Raw genomic sequence first — 18,814 nt, 5'->3', positions numbered from 1 at the left:
CAGGTCTCTGAATGGAATTGGAGCTTTAACCAACTTAACGATTTTCCTACGCTATCCAGCGCGTTTGCTGAACAAAAAATGGCAACCAAGGAAACTCTAACCCAATATCGTTACTGAAGTTCAATTGCAACTGAAACTATTCAATGTTTCTTTCTTAATAACTCAACTTTCGCACCTGGAATATTGTCATAAACCGTTGAGGGCGTAAGAAGGATTCAATATATTGGTCTCTATTGACAAAAAACACCTTCTTGTTTGGTATCATGGAAGTGTCGAATCAACCATGCCAACAAGAAAGGTGCGTAACACTATGGTACAACAACATTCCCTGTCTGAACAGTCTCGCTTTTCCAAACTTTTTGCTTCGCTCCACATCGGGAAAGCCTTACGGCACGCAGGCATTTCCAAATCCTTTGGTCTTTCGAGTCTAGCGGTTTTTCAAATCGTTTTCTCTTTGGTCTTCGAAGGAAAGAACTGGTTTCGACTTCTGGAAAGTGACCGTAGAGCAGATCTTCCCGGCAAAGATGTCATCTATCGATTTTTGAATCAAGCTTCTTTTGCGTGGCGGCGCTTTTTGCAAACCTTAAGTCTTCGCACCGTGCAGGGTTTCGAATCGCTTATTTCATCTACGCGTGTACGAGTGTTCATCATCGACGATTCCGTTTTGAGCCGAAACCGGAGCAAAAAAGCAGAGTTACTGGCACGAGTCTTTGACCATTCCACGGGCAAATTTACCAAAGGTTACACCATGCTAACCCTGGGCTGGTCGGACGGTTTTAGCTTCGCTCCGCTTGACTTTGCCATGCTGTCTTCAGCTAAACTGGCCAATCGGTTGTGCGAAATGGCTTCGAATCTCTCGAAACGCAGCAACGGGTACAAACGTCGAATGGAGGCCTTTTCTCGGAAGCCGGATGCCGTTGTTGCCTTGCTGGAACGGGCTTTACGTGCAGGATTCACCGCCGATTACGTACTCATGGATAGCTGGTTTACGCAAGCTCCACTGCTTCGTCAGCTCACAGGCAAAGGCCTCGCTGTGATTGGTATGGTCAAGGAAATGAAACAGCGCTATCTGGTTCAAGGCAAGCGAATGACGCTAAGTGAAGTTTTTCAAAGCCTTCCGAAGTCCAATTCAAAAGACATCAAAGGCTCCGTCATCGTACACACGACCTGTGATCTGCCCGTGAAGCTTGTTTTTGTCCGTAACCGGAATAAAAAACGGGAATGGCTGGCGATTTTAAGTACAGACGTAACGCTGGATGCTGCTGAAATTGTACGAATCTACGGTATGCGCTGGAGTATAGAGACTTTTTTCAAAGTCACCAAAAGCTATTTGAAACTGGGTACCGAATTTCAAGGCCGTTCCTTCGACCAATTGATCAGTCACACAACGATTGTGTTCAGCCGTTATTTGGCAATGGAATACGAACGGCGTCAATCGAGTGATGACCGGACACTGGGAGGACTCTTTTTCCTCTTTGCAGATGAAGTTCGCGATCTGGACTTCCAGACCGCGCTTCAGCAACTCATGAGTTTATTTCTCGAAATGTCAGAGGCCAAAACCAAGAAGAACAAAACAGCTGTTTTTTGTCAACTACAAGATTGGATCTCTAGTTTACCCAGCTATATCAAGGGTTTGTTTGGAGATTTGTGCTGCGAAAGTTGAGTTAATAACTTGTAGATAATTACAATGGAAATAATTAAAATACCAATAGTAATTATTGGTAACCAAGGGTTCCCAGCAATAAAGTAACTTTTATGATATTGGTAGTCTTCACTTAATGAACACACATCCATCCTCCTTGTGGTAATGTTAAACTACCCCTTAGTCTAATCAACTAGTTCTGTGAAATCCTGAATTAACCCTGTTGCGTTACCGATGTTTTCAAGTCCCCAATGAGCGAAATTGGCGGCTTCTACAGCATTTCCGAGAAAAGCATGTGTTCGTGCGATTAACAAGGCTAATCTTAAATCCAAAGGCGCTCCATAGCTGTCTAGTATCTTCGTACGGTGAGATAACTCGTTCGTTGTTATCGAGGTTATTACATGAGGGGAATCATTGAATTGAGCGAAGTACTTTGTCCCCTGACGAACAATCATTTCTTTCATTTTATGTACTACAGCCATTGACTCATCTTCTGTATCGCCATATCGAAACCAAGCTTCACTTTTCTTTTTGCGTAGAACATTTGACTGAAACCAGGTTAGCTGATGAACTAATCGGGTTCTGAATTCACAGTCATAGACGGTTAGTTTGTTGGCAGGAATAAATTCCCCCAAAGGGTTTGGAAGGAAATCGAAATGAACCCCTAGCTCAACAACGCAAGAGCCACCATGCTTATCAGCCTGGATAACAATAGCGTGTATTACATGGTTGTTGTCAACTTTAACAAAATGATGATCTGTTCCTGAAAAACCAACTTCATGTAATGCGGGCGCTAGATTTGTCTTGATTAACTTTCTAAATTGACTTGTTTTCATTTATGTATACCCTCTTAGCTATATTCCCATCATAGGGGCGCAGCTTGTAATTCGCGTAAAATTATATAATCCCTTCTGAGACATCTACTTAACGGAGCCCGATAACTTATCAACTGATCATTGGTTAATGCCTAATTTTCTCCTACAATGGACTTTGATCAACACAGTACATTTGGAGATCTTCTAAACTAAGATCGGCACGAAGGCTAAATTACGTCTTTGGTGAGTCCTTGGAACGACTACATCTTGAGTCTGGTTGACTAAAACTTCCACAGCACAGGTTGAGGTTCATTAAGCTGAGTTTTGGATTCATCGACAATTTCGATTACCTCAACGGTGCAGTTAAATAATAAACTCAAAAGGGCTAAGCCTCTGATCTGGCTCTCTCGTAATTTGTCGTGTGTGTCCAACCTCTTACATTCAGCGAATCGGATCTCGGAGAAATCAGGTTTGTAAATCAAAAGATCGGGTTCTTCAGCCTTCACAAATTGAGAAAAAGCTGGATAGTACCCTCGACCACTCTCGTATCGTACATCTCCGAAGTGTTTGCGTAATATCGTTTCGGCTTCTGGATATTTACCTGGCTTGTTTCCGCCTAAAAGATTAAAATCGTGATGAATCCATCGATAATCTAATGATTCGTAAAATTTTCCCGCAATATATTCGCCAAACCCTTTTGAGCCTGTTAAATTCCTGCAATATGAATCCTTACAGTATTCTCGATCCCCGTTTATCCAGTCGTGTAATTGTTCTTTGCTAAAAGTCACTCTAAGTGTAGGAATAATAATCTCCAAAAGAAACACCCCTTAATCTTGATAAACCGCTTTGAATGAGTGGCGAGTAGAGTGAATAATGTTATCCCAGTCTTGTCTGAATTAAATGAGGTGCTCGGACGATAAATTAAAATAAACTAGAATGGGAAGTGGCGACAACCCAATGCTCAAGAAAAATTATTGTTTAACTGTATTACAATTTGTTGAGCGATATTAATAGTGTAATTGGAGGGGATATTAATGCAAGTTAATTTTTCAGCATCTGGATACTGGACATTTGAGGACGATATTACTCAGTATCATGGAGATCTTTATTTAAATAGAGATGCAGGTGGGATTGTTATTTACATTCGAATACCTAACCATGGTGCTCCAAAGGGTTACCTTCAATTACCAATTGAAATTCCTTTAATTAAGGGAACTACAATTAATGGAGCAAAAATCACTCTTATTGATTGTTCAAGAATATCAACGCAGAGTAAGGTTGGCACTGAAGATATATACGGATACCAAGCAAAGTATATGATAGAAGGTGTTTCATTTGATCATAAGGAAAATGTAGTGTTTTCAAAAATAAAACTCAGTATTCCTAAAATAATTGAATGGGGTAATGTATCAAACTATATTATGCCTGATGCTGGCAAGGATAATGTGCTCATTGAATTGAAAAATGTAAACCCGATAGAAATCTATACATGTGAAGAATATACCCTGTCATATTATTTAACTTACAACTATCCACTTTTTAATCTGATGAAAGAAAAAATTGTATTGGAGCAAACTCCATACCTTACAGTCGAGTCTGAATCACTTCATACATTGAATTGGTTTATAGATATAGTTATGAAAATGAAAAGAATTATTGAAATTGCAATAGGCTTGCCACTCGAATTTAATAAAATGATTGCAGAATCACCAGCCATCATATGGGAGTTTGATGATGAGAGGACCCGAATAAGACCTATAGAGATAGTTCATGCATTAACTCGAAGCTTAAATAAAACAAATAAAAAAAATGACGAAAGTAATACAAAATATCTTTTCAATTTAAATGAATTATCTGAAAACGCCGATTTTTCACATTGGCAGAAGTCATCAACAATCATAGAGCCCGTAATCGAGTTGTACATTGATGATTTGTATAATCAGGAATTATCGGCTAGTCGCCATTTTCTAAATATGATTCAGGCATTAGAAACTTATCATTCCCGATTTTTATGCAACGGAACATTGGCGGATTTTAGAATAAGAGTTGAAGCAGTAATTGCAATTAGACCAGATGTGTATAAAGAGAGTGATAGAAAATTCCTTCTGGAGGGAAGCCATAAAGGAATTGCGCTGAGAAGTAGATTAGCCGACTTGTTAACGGCAGATTTCAAGTTTCATTTCTATACTTCTAGGATAAAACATAGAGATTTTCCTAAGGTAATTGCGGACACTAGAAATTATTACACTCATTATAATTTAAGACAAGAAGAAAAAGCTCTTAAAGGAAATGATTTAATAGAAGCATATCATTTACTTCGTAGTATTCTTGAATACTATATCCTTAAAGAACTAGGTTTTGATGAAGATTTTATTCATGAGCGAACAAGAGAAAGGATTGAACCATTAATAATTAGAAACCAAATTAGAGAAGTGAATGAAAGGCATAAAAATTAATTAAAGAGAGCAGCAACAATAAATGTTATTCTGTAATTGCTTATATGATCAGCAGTTTTAGCAGATATATTTTTTAAGGATTGATTACAAACGGAATAGGAAGTGCCTTTGTGGATAATGCAATTTCAATGAAATTCAAAGCAGAGCGATTCCGTGAGCGCCTCGAATCCATGCTGAAGAAATTCCCGCCAGATCAATACGCTGAAGCAGTTTCAATGAAGATACATGACTCTTTTCAAAATCATCGTTTAATGGGGCGATATCCCATTCATTTCCTGCTTCATTCAATTCAAGCCAATTGTGCATTTTATAATACAAACCGAACTGAAGTCCTGACTGAAAAAAAGTTACAACAAGTGCTTAACCATTATAGACAATATTTTGACCCTGTTGCTGAGTACTTCTTAACTAAAGAGGATGGTGTAGAGCCCTTTTTTATCAATTTACAACGGCAACAATTTTTTGCTCAGCGTAGTCAAGGAGTTAATTCCATTGGCAGGGCGATTCTGTTATTTACAGAAAAGCATTATCCGAAAAGTGAAAAATACGTGATGGATATATATGGAATCTCTTTTAAAGAATGGCTACAAATTGGCTTTTCCATCTCATCGGTGATATATAAACAGGGTAAAGGTATTCCGTTGCCTCGTTTTTTACAATTGTATCAACGCCTGGCTTCTGAGCAGACCATGAACACGTTCTTTTACCTTAATTCCATCTCACCTGTGGAGATCAAAGAATTTAATCGCCTAATTGATGATAAGGTTGGGCAGACCTTTTCTCTATTTTACGAAACCTATCTTCAAGGCGTATTTGTGGAAAAGCCGATGCTTAAACTCAATGAAACTGATTACTTAATCATTCATGAAGAATTGTTTATGGAAAAGGCTACTAATGGGATCTATGATCTATGTAAAAAAGATATCCAAAGCGATTTTGGAATGGAGTTTGGCCATCACTTTGAGGGATACATTATTACGCTGCTTAAGGAGTTCTTACCCCATAAGCATGTTTTTACAGAGAAGCAGCTTAGAAATCTGACAGACAAAAAAATCTGTGATATTATGCTGGTGTTTGATGATTACATTTTCTTGATTGAATGCAAGGGTATTTAATACAGTGCATATATCGCTACCGAGAATTCTATGAAATCTGATAATTCATCTCGAAAAATCAGCAACGGATTTGACCAACTATGTTCAGCGGTTAATTTAATTCACAGCGGAGTGTTTGAACCTCTTATTGGCGAACATCACAATAAGAAAGTAATCGCGGCCGTTGTTACCTATAAACAATTGTATATGGCAAATGCACAGTGGTATTACGACAATAACATTCTTCCCAATATGAAATCCGAAAATGGCACCGTGGAGTACTTATTTTCGTTGAGACCACAGATTATGTCTGTAGAAGAATTGGAACTGCTTTTAACATCTGCTAAAAATAATGCGAAGAGTTATTATGATATTTTTCATGAACGATTGGCACACGGAAATCATTTCCTACAGGGGGATTGGGTCGGATATTTAGAAAGAGAAAACGGAGTAATTCCATTGTTGCAGAATGCTTTCTACAAATTCACCGAGGAAATTGAGCAAAAACTCTAAAGTGATAATGCATAAGTATTCGCACATCGTTTAACTACTTAATTGCATAAGGAATTTTATGAAATGGATTACGCTCAGACTTTTCATTAGCCCTTATATTTGATTAAAAAATCCTTCCTATGCACGGGAAGGATTTTTCGTGTGATAAATTCGAGAGTGGGTTTCACCGATAAACGAAAATTTCTCTTATCCGATGATTATATAAAAGCCAGCGCAGTTGCATTGCATCAAATTTTATTCTAGGATGAGTCCTTTTATGCTTAAGCGCCATTTGGTGATTTATTATCATTTGTAATAATTGTAATAATTGTAATAATTGTAATAGGTATTAGTGATTGGCCAACTTAATTTATCTTAGAACTTGATCGGATAGGCTAAGTGACTTCTAATTCAATTAAAAGCCTTCAAACCGAAAGTTAATATTAGAATTTTTTTCGTAAACAGAAAAATTGTTTTTGATATCAATATTCAAAATAAACTCCATCTCAGTTGGTATATGACCTACAGTTTCCCGTACATGATTAGCATATTTAAAGATATTATTAGAAATTTCTTGTTTGATTTTATCAATCCTAAAATGGAAAAAATCACTTTGGTAAATTGTATTTTCGCTAGTTCTATTAGTACTAATTCCTCCGCCCATTGGACCATAAACGGCATTATCATCAAGTTCAATAAAGATTGATGCCCCTGATTTTCTAAAATAATTTATATCTTTATCAGTAATAATTGGAGCTGATGGTGAAAATCCATTAATTTTATAACGTTCTATTGTTTTAGGCCAGTTTCGATGAATTATTTTTGCTAATTCTTGTTTGTTAAATGAAGCGTGATCCATAATTTGAACTAGAAAAGCATCTTGCTCTGTAAAAGACGCGTATAGTAAATAATCATTTAAAGCATTAGTTTTTTCTCGCTTAACAAAACCATCTGCTTCAATCGTATCTCCTAAATGCAGATGTTGAATTCCCCAGTCAAAATAGAGGGGGTCTTTAAAATAAAGGTTTTTCAGGCTGCGTGTTTGGTGCGGTATTAAATTCTGACCCAATTGTATTTTTTGAACTACCTTCTCTAACCTTTTTTTGATTGCTTTTGGGCATTTGAATTCTTTGGAGTAATGAACATTTCTTTTAACTGGCTGAATAAGAAGACGAGACCAATTGAAGTAAACTAAGCTAACTTCATCAAGAGATAAGCTATTGTAATCCTCTTTTTTTAAAAAAGTGTATGCTTTAAATTGTGATTTCAGAAAGTTATGCCAGTCATTACGCAAATCCATTTTTATATTGAAATTATATGGAATTATGTCGATTCACTCCTTGCGTATCAGTGTAAGTGATAATGAAGTTAACAGAGGAAATTCTCTCCGTGATAATAAAAACCTACGCATTAGAGTGAGTAGGTGAGTGATCGATATAATTTTTTTGCATGCAATATTAGGGTTTTGAGCAATTATCCTTTTTTTATCGTTAAAGAAAAGGTGGGTGAGAAAACAAGACATATTTACTTGCGATACTGGGTAATTTAATAATAAATCCAGTTGATGTTAAATAATTGTTTAATATATGCGTTAATATTTACGAATAAGAAACATATTATATGTGAAGAGCATAATATTACTCAAAAAGGTGCTGACTTATATGGGGCGATATGGGGTTTTTTTAAGTTGTGTAAATTCAAATTGTGAGAGTGAAACTTACATTGAAGTCCTTGCAGCGACGAATTTAAAAGCAGCGGTTCAAAATGCAAATATGTTCAATAGTATTAATAAAACAAGCATTTTCTGTCCAGTATGCGGTGAACAAATGATTTATAAACCTTATGATAGACCAAAAGAAAATGAGTTCCGTTAGAAAAATAACGGAACTCATTTTCTTACCTAGATCCCTAGGAATGCTCTAATTTATTTCTAACAATGCTCAGGTCCCTGAGCGCGCGTTTGACTTTCTAAACATATTATATCCCTAATAAGGGTGAAATGCAACATATATTTTAAAAAAATAATTAACTACGATCTGAAGCAGCAATCATACTACTGTATGCACTAATCACTTCATCTCTACGGTAGGTCAATACATTGCCTCTGACACCTGTTTGTGGATTACGCTGATGGCTGCCTAAAGCATAACACCAATTTTCTAAAAGTTGAGTTCTTTGAGTGGCAATAACCGTAGATCGTCTCCAAAAAACTTGATAATGAATGTGAGGTTGATCAATTAGTGAGTAGACTAATTTCTCTGGATCGTTACTAACTAAAATAAAAGGTCTTAATAAATGATTAAATTGCACTTCCTCATTTTCCATTTCAGGAATGAACTTTCGAAAATTATTATAGAGATACCAGTATAAAGTTTTTTGATCTAAATATGTAGCTCTGATGCCATCTTTTATCCTATGTTCCTGATGCAAGTCGATCGTAACAGCAGTTCTAACACCCTGAGGATTTATAAAAGTTTCACTTAAGATCCGTTTATGGCTAATAGAAACTGTTTGGTCGAGCATCACAACAGTTTCCTCAGAAAGGAAATCGATCTTTCCAACCGAAAAATAATGTGTATAGAATTTCTTATCTTCTTTTAAACTTGTTGTAGGAATAACTAAAACGTTATCTCTTTTCGGATCAACATTCCAGACTATCGCGTAGTGAGGCATATCATGTTCTCCACCTATACCAGTGAAGTCAACATGAATTAACATGTTTTGTGTCACTTCAGGCTTGAATTCTGATAATGTGTTTTTACGATAGTTTTTTAGAGAAGCTTTTGTATAACGTTTAATTCGATCTAAAACTTTTTCACGAGTCAGTTTGTTGTCTTTCGGATCAGTACGAACTGCTGAAAGTTCCCAAAAGATATTATCAAGTTCTTGGTCAGTAGATAATAATTGAAAATGTCGAAATAAACGTTCCCTGCGTAAAATCGGCAATCCAGCTAGTACCTGTTGTAATTGGAAAAGCTTACTTTGAATATCTTTATCATGTATAAATGATTCAATATTATTAAAGAAATCGTCCTTTTGAGTGGATGATAATAGCTTGAGTTTACTGTAAAATGGAACCAGCTTTTTTCTAATCTCTACATCTGAAACGATATCATGTATAAGATTGATTAATTCTCCTTTTTCAGGTTCTATTAGTGCGCTTAACTGATCTTGAATATCTTGAGTTAACATAGAAAAGCCCCCAACTGTTAATTTCATAAAATCTGTTTTGGATTAGTACAAAACGCAATATTCTACCTGGTTTTTATGTTATCGACTATTTATTGGATTGTCTATTGTTTTTTCGTATTGGATAGTTAAAGTAGAGTAATAGGACGATAGATGTCACTTTTTCTTTGTAAATCAAGGCATGAAAGTATATAAAAAATCACGAGCGATTTAAATTGCCCGTGATTTTTTATATACTGAAAACTATTGAAAATAACGTGTACGTTTAGCCCATTCATCGAATTGATTTCGACGACGTTGAGCTTCTTTAATAATGTCGGTATGGAAACCCCAGTTCTCACCATATACAGCAATAAAATCTTCTATTGTGAGTAATTCGGGGTGGTTTCCACAAATGGCAATGTACAGAGTTGTTAAGGACTCGGGCTTCATGATCACTTTGCTGCATACACCCGTTAACTCAGCGTCATTAACGCTTGTAATCTGAATAAAACGGGTAGGAGGATAGCCATCTTTTTTGTTGCTGGATATAACAGTTTGCACAGCTTCACGTAAAGAAGAAACTTCAGGTAATTGTTGCATGTTTTCAGCTCCTTTTTCCTATCTGGATAATTACAATATCAGTTTCCGTAAACATCGTGAAGCATCATCCAGAATCTAGAAGGCTGCTTATTAAAAACTCGTCCATACTTGTTTTCTTCTGTCAAAGAGCGTACTAAATAACACACTCTTTTAGCACGGCTGATACAAACAAAAAACACTCTGTACTCTTCTTCCATCTTGTTAGGATCAACACTTTTTATGCTCCAATAGGAAGGGAAGTTATCCTCTTCTAACCCTAAAAGTATAACAACTTCAAACTCAAGACCCTTTGAACTATGCCTGGTTGAAATCGTCACCTGATTATCAGGCTTTAAGATTTTCACAAACTTTTCAACGGAAAATTCACTGAATTCACCATTTGTCGCTAACTCCATTAATGTAGTTAGATTATCCTTTTCATCGGGGTAAGCAGCAGAGTCTGTTAAGGTATTCTTTAAAGACAACTTTTCCTCGATCCAGACAAGCCAGTGAGAAAGGCTTTCAGAGTGTTGTTGACTTGTACATAAGGCATCGTAAAATACTTTCTTTTCCATTAAGCTGTCCAATATAGAGTATCCGTTGTGTTGAAGGAGAAAATTAGCCCAGAACTCGTACAATTTGGTAAATGAATCGTTTCCTAAATCAATACTCCAAGAAGCGCATCGAATTAACCAGCTAACAATTTCTGTAATTTCGAAATCCTTACGTTTATTAAGGTAATAAGGAATATCGGCTTTCTGAAATAGTTCGCTTAGTCGTTTGGCATAATTATTATTTCCAACCAAAACGCAGATCTCATTGAAGGGAATACCTTCCTGAAGGCAATTTGGAATAATTGATTGAACTACTTCCTTAAACTGGTCTTCTATGCCCCTTGAGCAGGTAACAAAATTGAATTCAGCATCTTCATCAATTCTAGTACCTGCTCTATAATTTGCAACACTTGCTTGTGGCAAGGCGAGTTGATATGCATCAATGATTCCTTGGTTACTTCTGAAATTGGTTAATAATCTTATGGAAGTTATATTAGGCATACCATATAACTCCAGGAGATAATGAGGGATCGCTCCATTAAAACTATAGATCGACTGATTAGGGTCACCTACTGCAAAGATTTTAATATTTGTTGAGTTGAATATGGAAAGTATCATCTCATGTAATGGCTTCCCTAAGTCCTGGTATTCATCGATTAAAATCCACGGAAATTTAGCTTCTAAACAATCTCTTACATACTTTTCATTCTGAATAATTAAGGTGGCGTATTTGACTATATCGATATAATCTACTTTACCTAAGGCATGTAGTCTAGTTTCGTAATCTACAGCAGCCAAAAGTGCTGTATCATAACGTGGAACGTTAACTCTACTTAATCCCGTTATACCCAAGGTCCGCTCTTTATCCATTTCTTCGATGGACAAATCCCGAGGATCTAAGTTCAAAGTCGTACGCACCTCATTAAAAATCCGCAACTTATCTTTTTGCGAAATGATTTTTAATGGCATAGGAATAGAATAATCAAAAAGATGAGCGAATGGTTTTATGACTTCAGCAATACAGAACGAATGAACAGTACCTAGAAATACATTCGTTCTTTCTTTATAACCATAGGAATGTAGTCGATCATTAAATTCTTTGGCCGCTGCTCTGTTATACGTCATACAAGCGAGGCCTCTAGGAGCTGATATCTTTTCTTGAAGCAAGTTCATAATTTTCAATGTTAACACTGTAGTTTTACCGCTTCCAGGTCCCGCAATAACGACAGTACTACTAGGGGAATTATAGGCTGCAAACTGATGTGGGTCTCTTTTTATTTCATCAAGTTTTTCTTTATAATAACTCATCCTACGCATCTACTTTTTCATATATATTTGTTATAGCCCATTCTATGTAGCGAGGAATGTGAGTCTTTAAGCACTTTGTTGAGAGCCGCTGAGGGAAACGGCCTTTCCCAATTCCATTATCACTATTTTCAATTTTTCTAAGGCAAGCATAATAATCTCCATTTTCAAGTTCTGATTTGAAGTTTGCCTGCTGTTGTTGACCACCCAGCGTTAATTCATTAAAAGTAACATAAATCACTTTTTGAGCTTTTGTATCAGACACACATTTACCCATAATATCAATTTCAAGGGTATAAGTCCCAATAAAGAATCCATGTTCATTCAATATAAGGTCTTGGTCAGAGAAATCATCAGTAGGAATTTCAGCGAGAGTGATTTTATTTAATGAGGTTAAAATGTTTATTGCATTTTCATTTCCTAAATATCCAAATGAGTCAGGTGCATTCGTGCCTTTAATAGATAGTGTATGAAATTTTCTAATTGCAGATCCATCATTTTTTTGGGTATCAATTACATCTATATAGTAGTCACCATCGGTTATACAAACATAGGGAATCCCTAGCTTGTCTAAGTATTTAATATATGGAGTGAAATTAGTAGAGTTAATATTGCAAACCATGATTCCTTTCAAATCGAGCGGTTTTTCCAAAAGCTCTGCTAATTGAGGAATTAAATATTCTTCTGCGATTCCTTCAACTAAAATAACTCCTTTTCCAAAATATAATTCTCCTCGTTTCACATCTAAATATCGTTCTAAATCCAGTTTTTCATTGGGCAATAATCCTACATTAGAAGCAGTCGTTACTTGGGTTCCGCCATTTGTCCAGCGTAAATGCACAATGGATTCTATAGGGGCTACTGATGTTATATGTGGAGAGTGTGTGGTCATTAGAATGGAGGAATCCCCATGCATGACATCTTTGTAAATAATGCGTTGAAGTGTTGGGTGTAAATGAGCTTCAGGCTCTTCTAACGCGAGTAAAGTGAATCCTTTTGGATTTTGACTGGAATTATCCATAAAAGCATACAACTGAGTAAATGTATCTTCTTTAATTGCATCCTTCAATGTATAGTTCCCTTTGGATGTTTGTTCATAAGATTGTTCAACGATTTCCGAATCATCGAGAGCAAGTAAAGCATGATAATGACTTGATTTAAGATAGCTTGCTACAGTTTTGTCCTCAAGTGAAAGAAGAATTAAGGAAATATATAAAATGTTGGTTAAACCCATGCTTGTTTCGCTTGTGGGTCTTTTGTTTTGTCCCATCATTAATTTTAGTGTATTTAAGATGCGGTTGGGATTGAAATCCATTGTTTCAAGGTGAAGCTCGGAATCAGGTTGGACTCCAATGACTTTACTGAATCTTGAATTAATATTGAACACTAGGTCTTGAACTTCATCCATGGTTAGTAGCTCATTACTATGTGATTTTAAGTTCTGAGTAATTACTTCTAATTCATTTTTATCAAAATCATATTCCTTCAAGAGTTCTGTAATTGGTGATTTTTTTGAGTTTCTCATTTCACTTTCAACGTCTCGAAGTGCACTAATGACTCGAATATTAAAATACTTTCTTTGCCGATGGGTAAATAGAGTAGTTTCTTCCTCACCCTGGTAAATAGTAAACATATAATCATAAGAACCATCATCCCTTTTAATGGGATAATACCGATAGGTAAGTCTTAAGGTTGGGGGTATTTTGGAGACAGTTGCATCTGATAAAACAGCAAGGAGAGTTTTATTATTTTCAAACCCTTGTACTTCAATTGAAATTTCAATTTCTTCTCCGTTTTTCATGGGACTTTCCAGGCCATTAAAAAAATCGGATTCTACCAGTTGTCGATCAGCATCGCTCAGTCGAGGATCTAAAATAAGTTGAATGGCACGGATGAGATTTGTTTTACCAATATTGTTTTCGCCGATAATTACTTGTTTATGGCTCAGCGAAACATCTATATCCTTAAAATTTCGAAAGTTTTTTATCTTTATGCGTGAAATATAGGGTGACTTCATACAAAGACTCCTCTGCTATTTTGTGACTAAAGAACCAGCCTTATAAAATTATAGACCATATCATGTTTTATAAAAACATATATTTGGAATCTCAGGTTGATCTATACCATAGGAATAAATTGGATTATAATAGGCCATATTGGCTAAATTATCTCTGAATTAATGTTTATAAAGGAGTGGAGAAATGAAAATTAATTTGACTGAAATGGCATTGTCACACTTAAGTGGCGGTCCACTTCAAAGACTTGCGGTTGATTTATTGCCAAGATTACATAGCGACTGGGGAGGCATTGAACCTTATGGGATATATGAAGGGTCCTCTTCAACTCGTAAAGGTACGCCAGATGCTTATTGTGAGCGTGTCAATGGCACTACAGTATATATACAAGCTACTGGTGATAAAAAACCAAATAAAGTAAAAGAGGATTTAGAAAAAAGTTTAAAAGAACTTATAAAACTTGAAAAAGTTAAAGATTCTTGTTGCGTTGCCTTTCTTAATTTCACCCCTTCTGATGAAGAAATAACAAAATGTAAACAATTATGCCAAAGTGTGGGTAGCGAATTTATTTACTATTCAAACGCTTTGATCTCAAGTGAATTAAATAAACATCAGGATTTAAGAGAAAAATATTTGGGGATTGATGCTGTTTCTAATGAAGTTCTCGATACCATAGATACATTAGAAAATTGGAGATTGAATAATAATCATTATGTATATACTAAATTTTTTGATAGTTCTTATAAATTTTTAGATGAATTGGGATTTGTGATGATACAAGGGGAGGCTATGTCAGGAAAGACTGAACTTTCTTTTGCCTTAGCGAATCGACTATTATCTGAAAATCCAGAATATGAACCAATTATCCTCACTCTAGATCAATTTGAAAACAAGTATAGAGCAGGCAGATTAAAAAAAGTATTTATCTTTGATAATGTTTTTGGTGATACTTCTATTGATGAGATTAGACATCAAAAGTGTAACAAAGATATTTTTTCTAAGCTAGCCAAAGCTATTGACAGTGGAGCTAAAGTTATTTTTACAACTAGAGAATATATTTTCAATAAGATTTCAGAAGAAAAAGATTCTATTATAGAATTTCCATTTTTATTTGGGACGTTAGAAAATAGAAAGCAAATTATAGTTAAGCTTGATAACTATAGTGGCGAAGAAGCGGAAGAAATTCTATACAAACATATAAAGCATGGTGATTTGCCAACCGAGAAAAAAACATTGTTAAAACCTTTTCTAAAAGGTTTAGCGGCTTTGCCAGAATTTAAGCCTGAGATTGCAAGAAGGCTTGGAATTAACCAATTTCATAATGATTTAGTTATAAATCAAGATTCTTTAGAAGATTTTTTTCGTAAACCAATAAAATATTTTCAAAAAATCTTTAATGAATTGAGCATAAATGATCGCGCGGCACTTTTATCGGTATTCCTTGAGAAAGAGGGCTTAATTAAGCCATTAAACTCAGCGAATAAAACCATATTTAAATATTTCAATGTTGACTACCCTCAGATTAATATAGCATTAGACCATCTAAATAAGAGCTTTGTAAAAACTGTAATACATAATGGTTTTGAAGTTTGGTACCCGTATCATTTAAGTATGAAAGAAGCAATTACACCGCTTTATAAAAATAGAATGGATGTGTTCTTAAATCTTGGAGATTTTAATTCATTAATTGATGAAACTTCTTGCAACGAAGATGAGATTGATGAAACTTCTAACGAAGAAGAAGAAAACAAACGTGCCTTTGTAGCAAAAAATCATTGGCCGCTTCTTGTTGAAAAATTATTTGAAACTTACAGTGAGTCAATCAAAGATGCAAGTGATCTAATGGATTATTCTTATTTTAAACGTGCGAGTTTGTCGGAATATTTTGCTTATCATACCAGTGATGAATTTTTAATTTGGTTTAACACAGCAAATTTGAATTTATGGGCATATTTAACAACCAATAATTATACTCAAATACAGCACATTGCTGCTTATGACTTAGCGAATAGATTATTGAAATTGAATATTCTTGATGGTAGTGTCAGAAAAACTGTTGAAGAAAATATAGAGAATATAGCTACTCAGAACTTTGATCTAGGATTTGGAACAAATGCTATAAGGGGAATCCTAGGCGAAGAAAAAGTATTGAACTTATTGGAGTATTACAATAAAAACGGAATTGATCTTGCGTATAAAAAGCTAGAAGAAGATATAGAATATGACTTAATAGATAAAACGTCAGAACAGGCTATATGGGATCATCATACTGAATGGCAAAAATCAGTCGATGAAATGAAAGCCTTATTGATCCAACACAATCTATGGACGCTTGAAAAACAGACTGAATTAGATGAAATGTTCAAAAATGCTGAACAAGATATCTTGGAATTAGCAGACGAAGTTGAAGATGAAAAGTCCAATCAGTTTGAGATTGCAAATGATTATGTAAGTGCAGGAATTCAAAAATTACAATTCGTATATGATGCTGGTGGGGTTGAGGATATCTTATCCGAAATGGTTCTAGGAATTCAGGATGAATTAGATTGTAGTCATCAAAAGGCTCTTAAACTGGTGCAAGAACAATTATTAGATAATGACAATGAAAATGGTGACTGGTTATCAATTATTAAAGAGAAACTTAGTCTACAACTTCCGAACCAACATGATATTTTTTCTGATGTAGATAGCTAAATTATAATTGGACTTCGTTGCGAGATAACGGAGTCTTTTTTTAAATATGATTATTATTGAATTTCCCTTTGTGGAGTTTCTCTAAAATATTTGATTTACGAAAGGTAATTTGTATGAATTTGATTTCATGGATAACAACTTATTTTAAAAATCATAAATGGAATAAAATGTTGGAACAGCTTGAATATCAAATAAAGCTTAATGCAGGTTCAGATGTAAGATTGCAGAAACGGTTTAAAGAAATATCCTCGCAGAGATTCTATATTTCTGAAGAGCAAATCACGAATGCGACCTCAAAACACTTGCATCATTATTATACGCAGGACCTTCCCTACGCTCTTAACCCTTTACTTGATATCTATTTTAAGGCAGTACCCAACGAACGTAATATCGATCCTCGATATGAGAATATAAAGGCCCTTTTTTAAACGCAAAAAGAAAAATATTGGAGAATGTATTCCAATCTATGCTCTACCACTGAGCAATTCAATGAAGAGATTACGGCACAAACGGAACGAGCTGCGGCATTTCTATTGGATGTTCAGAATGCTCGTAAGGAATATTTCACACACTCTGTAGCTGGGAAACTGGCTTCTCAGTATAAAGAAACGTTTGACTACTTCAGCTCAGGGGATGTCAGTGGGATCTCCCAATCGACTACCAACAGCATCAATGTTTATAGAGGCCTAACCAAGTTTCGATCGGATTGGAACAAGGAGTTCATCCAGAGAGAGTTGTTAGAAGCTGAAGAATTGCTTAGCGATATTGATGGAAAGTCCCTAGATGCCCAGCAGCGGGTTGCTGTTATCACCGATGAGGATAGTAATTTGGTGCTAGCTGGAGCAGGTAGTGGGAAGACGCTTACGATTGCGGGTAAGGTGAAGTATTTAGTGGAACACAAGGGTGTAAAGCCCGAAGAGATCTTGCTCATTTCGTATACCAAGAAATCAGCGCTGGATTGATGAATCTGATGTTTACTTGCTTATACTGGGTGCACGTTATGGTAGCCTAGAACCATCGACTCAGAAGAGCTACACTCACTGGGAATACGACTATGCTGGTCAAGTAAGCAAACCTAGATTTGCCATTGTAATTTCAGATGAGGCGATTGAGCGCAAAGGAAAAGAGAATATTAATTTTATTGAGCGCGAGTATTATCAAAAATGGAAAGAGTTTAAAACTGAGGTTTTAAGTCGAATTGCAAAAATGTTTGTAGATACCAAAGATATAAAGTTAGCAATACATGGTGCGCTCAACGAAATCTTGGATCGTTACCCCAATCTGCATGGATGGGTTCCAGGCGCAGATTTTGAAAATTTGAAAGAAGAAAATATAAGACTGAAAAATAGAGTTGCTAGTTCACAACAGAGAGTAAAGAAAGCTGTGTCGTCACAAGTTCAGACTCAACCCACTTTATTTGGTTCTGAAGAAATAATAACTGAGATCCCAGTTCAAGGGGAATATCTGCAATATCTTGCGCATCTGTATAAAATGCTCGACGGAGATAAATATCAGGTAGCATCAAAGTATACTTTGGCAAATTTAATAGGATTAAATAAAAAAGAAAATGAGAACATTTCCATCTTTTTAGTGAAAAACACTCTAATCCGATATGAATCCAGCCTTGACGATTTAAGTATGACTCACAAAGGATTCGTTCTTATTGAAGAATATCGTGAGATTCTAGAGGATCTGTCAGACCTCGATAAATATGCTTTGAAACAACTTGCTATGTCAACAAGTAGGGGACTGAAGTTAACTGATTTTAAAGGAAAATATTCAAATATAAAGAATTATACTGAACTGGTAACTTATTTATGGAACTTGGAACGGAAAGGATTAATATACATAAGTGATAAAGCTTTTAATACAACTGGATCGAATGATGTAGAGTATGAAGATATTGTGGTATCCATAGATTTCAAAGAGATTGATATCACGGTTAAAGGGAGTGATATTCTTGATCTATTGAGAATACCATGATGAAAAAATAAGCA

14 protein-coding genes are annotated in these 18,814 nt (G+C 35.5%); 7 read left to right on the top strand and 7 right to left on the bottom strand.

What is annotated here, in order from left to right; all coding sequences use genetic code 11:
* Positions 1-310: 310 nt before the first annotated feature.
* The gene (locus MKX42_RS23780) at positions 311-1,663 is read left to right on the top strand and encodes an IS4 family transposase (protein ID WP_340755062.1); all 1,353 of its coding nucleotides are present in this window, start codon (positions 311-313) and stop codon (positions 1,661-1,663) included.
* A 164-nt stretch (positions 1,664-1,827) separates the two neighbouring features.
* On the opposite strand, the gene MKX42_RS23775 is transcribed toward MKX42_RS23780, so the two are convergent.
* Both MKX42_RS23775 and MKX42_RS23770 read right to left on the bottom strand, forming a co-directional pair.
* Entirely contained in the window at positions 1,828-2,478 is a 651-nt protein-coding gene (locus tag MKX42_RS23775; protein ID WP_340755097.1) for a DUF4304 domain-containing protein, read from the bottom strand.
* A 260-nt stretch (positions 2,479-2,738) separates the two neighbouring features.
* Positions 2,739-3,281: a hypothetical protein gene (locus MKX42_RS23770; protein ID WP_340755096.1), complete on the bottom strand. Its 543-nt coding sequence runs from the start codon at positions 3,279-3,281 to the stop codon at positions 2,739-2,741.
* A gap of 210 nt (positions 3,282-3,491) precedes the next feature.
* Here MKX42_RS23770 and MKX42_RS23765 point away from each other — a divergent pair, with 210 nt between their 5' ends.
* The 3 genes from MKX42_RS23765 to MKX42_RS23755 all read left to right on the top strand — a co-directional run bounded on the left by MKX42_RS23765 (position 3,492) and on the right by MKX42_RS23755 (position 6,520).
* Positions 3,492-4,913: an ApeA N-terminal domain 1-containing protein gene (locus MKX42_RS23765; RefSeq protein WP_340755095.1), complete on the top strand. Its 1,422-nt coding sequence runs from the start codon at positions 3,492-3,494 to the stop codon at positions 4,911-4,913.
* A gap of 110 nt (positions 4,914-5,023) precedes the next feature.
* On the top strand, positions 5,024-6,028 hold the full coding sequence (locus MKX42_RS23760; protein WP_340755094.1) for a hypothetical protein: 1,005 nt from the start codon (positions 5,024-5,026) through the stop codon (positions 6,026-6,028).
* A 30-nt stretch (positions 6,029-6,058) separates the two neighbouring features.
* On the top strand, positions 6,059-6,520 hold the full coding sequence (locus tag MKX42_RS23755; RefSeq protein ID WP_340755093.1) for a hypothetical protein: 462 nt from the start codon (positions 6,059-6,061) through the stop codon (positions 6,518-6,520).
* A gap of 394 nt (positions 6,521-6,914) precedes the next feature.
* On the opposite strand, the gene MKX42_RS23750 is transcribed toward MKX42_RS23755, so the two are convergent.
* From MKX42_RS23750 to MKX42_RS23730, 5 genes are all read right to left on the bottom strand, one after another.
* A complete protein-coding gene (locus tag MKX42_RS23750) occupies positions 6,915-7,799 on the bottom strand; it encodes a hypothetical protein (RefSeq protein ID WP_340755092.1) in 885 nt (294 codons plus the stop codon).
* 725 nt (positions 7,800-8,524) lie between these two features.
* Positions 8,525-9,691, bottom strand: coding sequence for a hypothetical protein (locus tag MKX42_RS23745; RefSeq protein WP_340755090.1), 1,167 nt, complete (start codon positions 9,689-9,691; stop codon positions 8,525-8,527).
* 240 nt (positions 9,692-9,931) lie between these two features.
* A complete protein-coding gene (locus MKX42_RS23740) occupies positions 9,932-10,270 on the bottom strand; it encodes a hypothetical protein (RefSeq protein WP_340755087.1) in 339 nt (112 codons plus the stop codon).
* A 38-nt stretch (positions 10,271-10,308) separates the two neighbouring features.
* Complete coding sequence (locus tag MKX42_RS23735) at positions 10,309-12,111, bottom strand: ATP-dependent helicase (RefSeq protein WP_340755086.1); 1,803 nt, start codon at positions 12,109-12,111, stop codon at positions 10,309-10,311.
* 1 nt (position 12,112) lies between these two features.
* Positions 12,113-14,125 carry an ATP-dependent nuclease gene (locus MKX42_RS23730; protein ID WP_340755084.1) on the bottom strand — a complete coding sequence of 671 codons (2,013 nt, stop codon included), beginning with the start codon at positions 14,123-14,125 and terminating at the stop codon, positions 12,113-12,115.
* A 184-nt stretch (positions 14,126-14,309) separates the two neighbouring features.
* On the opposite strand from MKX42_RS23730, the gene MKX42_RS23725 reads away from it, so the two are divergent.
* The 3 genes from MKX42_RS23725 (at position 14,310) to MKX42_RS23715 (ending at position 18,800) form a co-directional block, all read left to right on the top strand.
* On the top strand, positions 14,310-16,817 hold the full coding sequence (locus MKX42_RS23725; protein ID WP_340755082.1) for an nSTAND3 domain-containing NTPase: 2,508 nt from the start codon (positions 14,310-14,312) through the stop codon (positions 16,815-16,817).
* Positions 16,818-17,269: 452 nt separating this feature from the next.
* Positions 17,270-17,779 carry a UvrD-helicase domain-containing protein gene (locus tag MKX42_RS23720; RefSeq protein ID WP_340755080.1) on the top strand — a complete coding sequence of 170 codons (510 nt, stop codon included), beginning with the start codon at positions 17,270-17,272 and terminating at the stop codon, positions 17,777-17,779.
* 16 nt (positions 17,780-17,795) lie between these two features.
* Positions 17,796-18,800: a hypothetical protein gene (locus MKX42_RS23715; protein ID WP_340755078.1), complete on the top strand. Its 1,005-nt coding sequence runs from the start codon at positions 17,796-17,798 to the stop codon at positions 18,798-18,800.
* Positions 18,801-18,814 lie beyond the last annotated feature (14 nt).

It is taken from the genome of Paenibacillus sp. FSL R7-0204 (assembly GCF_038002225.1).
In the GTDB taxonomy this organism is placed as follows: domain Bacteria; phylum Bacillota; class Bacilli; order Paenibacillales; family Paenibacillaceae; genus Paenibacillus_AQ.
Note: the sequence above shows the minus strand (reverse complement) of the source record. Positions and strands in the feature narration are given on the sequence as shown.

Bases quoted from the DNA above. Each gene is read 5' to 3' on its own strand.
- MKX42_RS23735 (WP_340755086.1), bottom strand. From the start codon at position 12,111: ATGAGTTATTATAAAGAAAAACTTGATGAAATAAAAAGAGACCCACAT.
- MKX42_RS23725 (WP_340755082.1), top strand. From the start codon at position 14,310: ATGAAAATTAATTTGACTGAAATGGCATTGTCACACTTAAGTGGCGGT.
- MKX42_RS23740 (WP_340755087.1), bottom strand. From the start codon at position 10,270: ATGCAACAATTACCTGAAGTTTCTTCTTTACGTGAAGCTGTGCAAACT.
- MKX42_RS23720 (WP_340755080.1), top strand. From the start codon at position 17,270: ATGTATTCCAATCTATGCTCTACCACTGAGCAATTCAATGAAGAGATT.
- MKX42_RS23745 (WP_340755090.1), bottom strand. From the start codon at position 9,691: ATGTTAACTCAAGATATTCAAGATCAGTTAAGCGCACTAATAGAACCT.
- MKX42_RS23765 (WP_340755095.1), top strand. From the start codon at position 3,492: ATGCAAGTTAATTTTTCAGCATCTGGATACTGGACATTTGAGGACGAT.
- MKX42_RS23750 (WP_340755092.1), bottom strand. From the start codon at position 7,799: ATGGATTTGCGTAATGACTGGCATAACTTTCTGAAATCACAATTTAAA.
- MKX42_RS23775 (WP_340755097.1), bottom strand. From the start codon at position 2,478: ATGAAAACAAGTCAATTTAGAAAGTTAATCAAGACAAATCTAGCGCCC.
- MKX42_RS23730 (WP_340755084.1), bottom strand. From the start codon at position 14,125: ATGAAGTCACCCTATATTTCACGCATAAAGATAAAAAACTTTCGAAAT.
- MKX42_RS23755 (WP_340755093.1), top strand. From the start codon at position 6,059: ATGAAATCTGATAATTCATCTCGAAAAATCAGCAACGGATTTGACCAA.
- MKX42_RS23780 (WP_340755062.1), top strand. From the start codon at position 311: ATGGTACAACAACATTCCCTGTCTGAACAGTCTCGCTTTTCCAAACTT.